The organism is Tepidanaerobacter sp. GT38 (genome assembly GCF_021991635.1).
Classification (GTDB): domain Bacteria; phylum Bacillota; class Thermosediminibacteria; order Thermosediminibacterales; family Tepidanaerobacteraceae; genus DTU063.
In genome coordinates this window covers 1-2,394 of record NZ_JAFFJA010000135.1, presented here as the reverse complement: position 1 = coordinate 2,394, position 2,394 = coordinate 1, and the positions used below count along the sequence as shown (strand labels likewise).

The window sequence follows — 2,394 nt, the reverse complement described above, 5'->3', positions numbered from 1 at the left end:
TGAATAAGGAGTGATACCAAAACATAGTAAATCAATAGATTAATAGAAATTATAGAGGGAAAAATAGGATTTTAAGTATAATGATAGAAGAATGCTGTGTTTTATTATTGCATTATATATAGAAATGATGCAATAATATAGATAATGATGCAATTAAAATGCATCATGTCGCATTTAATTGCAAAAGTAAGCATAAGAGGAGGTCAGAACTTGAGGACAAAAGATGAGATTTTAAAAATTCTAGATTTGCTAGAAGAAAATATTGCAGATGATTTTGAAGCACAAGATTTAGACTTTAAAGAGTGGGTAGAAAAAAGTCTAAACGATAATATAAATCTAGCAGTAAAGATGGCTGTTTGTATGGCTAATGGTGGAGGAGGAACAGTTGTATTTGGGATAAGAGATAAAGTTAAAGGAAGAAAAAATGCAATAATAGGTGTTCCTCCTATTGTTGATGCATTTTTGATGCAAAAAGCAGTATACGAAAGGACTGACCCCCATATTACTCCGACATTTGATTGGATTGAAGTACCCGAAGGGCATGGAAGAATATTGGTAATGAATATATATCCTGGTATGCCGCCTTATACAGAAACAAATGGAAGTGCTACAATAAGAGTAGGTAAAGATTGCAGACCACTTACGGGGTCTATGAGAAGAGAACTTTTTGCTAAAACTGGAGTTTCAGACTTTACATCAAATTTAGTAGATGAATACTGGAAAGATTGCTTCTCTCCAGTTGCTATGGAAAGAGTAAGAATGATAATGGCTGAAGAACATGCTCCAGATACATTAATAAAAATGTCTGATGAGGATTTGTTAAAGTCCATAGGAGCGCTAAAAGATGGGAAACTAACCTTTGGGGGACTATTGATTGTCGGGAATACTCAGGCACTTTCAAAATATATCCCAAATCATAGATGGGATTTTAGAAGAATGATAAGTAGCACAGATTATAGTATAAAGTATGGTGAAAATTCAGCAATACCAATAGGTTTATATGAATTAGAAAGATATATGGCTACTGAAAATCCGACAACCATTGTTGAGGTTGGTTTCTTACATCCTGAATTTTCTACATATCCTAAAATAGCATTAAGAGAAGCATTACTTAATGCATTTATACATAGGGATTATAGAATTCCAGGAAGTGTTATGCTGAAACATTATAAAGATAAATTGATTATTACAAACCCAGGTAATTTTATTGGAGGTATTTCTCCGAGTAATATACTTCATCACCCACCTGTAGCAAGAAATTTGCATCTTACAGATTTAATGGATAAACTGAGACTCATAAATAGAAGTAATCTTGGAGTTCCGAGAATTTATAAGTCTTTGTTAATAGAAGGGAAAGAACCCCCGCAATATAATGAAATAGGAGAATGCATCGAATTAACCCTTATTGCATCAACGATAGTTCCAGAGTTCAGAAATTTTATAAAAGATTTAAATTCTAAAGGAATTGAAGTTGATGTTGACCACTTGATTATTTTAAACTATCTTCTTAGACATAGGGAAATAGACACGTATAATGCTGCTCATATATGTCAGAGAAGTATAGAACAAGTTAGGGAAATACTTAGTTATATGGAGAATAGTTTAAAACTTATAAAATCAGGGGGTACTGTTAAAAAGAAATACTATTCTTTGACTCGGGAAGTTTATTCGATGCTGCAAAAAGGAATAGAATACGATAGGGATAAAAGGCTTGATAAAGAGGCTATTAAAATGAGAATATTATCCATACTAAAGGAAAGGAACCTTACTAATGCAGAAGTAAGACATATGACGGGTATGGATAGGCAACAAGTACTAAGGCTTATGCGTGAGTTAGAAGCGGATGGTGTTCAGATTAAGGGTAGTGGTAGAGGGGCATATTATTGTTTATCTAGAGATGAGTAAAACTAAAGGCAAACAAATGATTCATTATTATGTCGCAATTATAAAATAATTGAATCATTTAATTGCGACAAATTGTTTTTGATGCAATTCAAATCAGGTGAAACTAAAGTTATATCGAGCAGTAATTATTTGTTTATGATAGGTGAATTAGATAAATGGGTACTGTGAAACTTTTAAAGTGAAATCACATGATAAAAATTAATTTGACTAATCCTTATTCCTTTACCTCTCGTGCCTATATCTATGTCTACATCAAATAAACTTCTTTCATTTTTCAAATGTTTGAGAAGGAGTAAATAAAGTTCTTCAGGAGACCATAGGGAAAAGGTAAAGGTGCGCCTTGGAACTATGGTTTTTTTGTTAGGATTTTTAGGATAGAAAGGGACAAGGGATAAGGGTAAAATCTAGATAAATCAATGGATTGAGAGATTAAATGGAAAGGAAAATGGACAGGAGAAATGGACATAATTCTCCTTAAACCTTCCTCCT

General features: G+C 32.6%; 1 protein-coding gene. It reads left to right on the top strand.

The features are described from left to right. Nucleotides 1–210: 210 nt before the first annotated feature. The gene (locus JT739_RS12460; protein ID WP_237661446.1) at nt 211–1,905 is read left to right on the top strand and encodes an RNA-binding domain-containing protein; all 1,695 of its coding nucleotides are present in this window, start codon (nt 211–213) and stop codon (nt 1,903–1,905) included. Nucleotides 1,906–2,394: the final 489 nt, after the last annotated feature.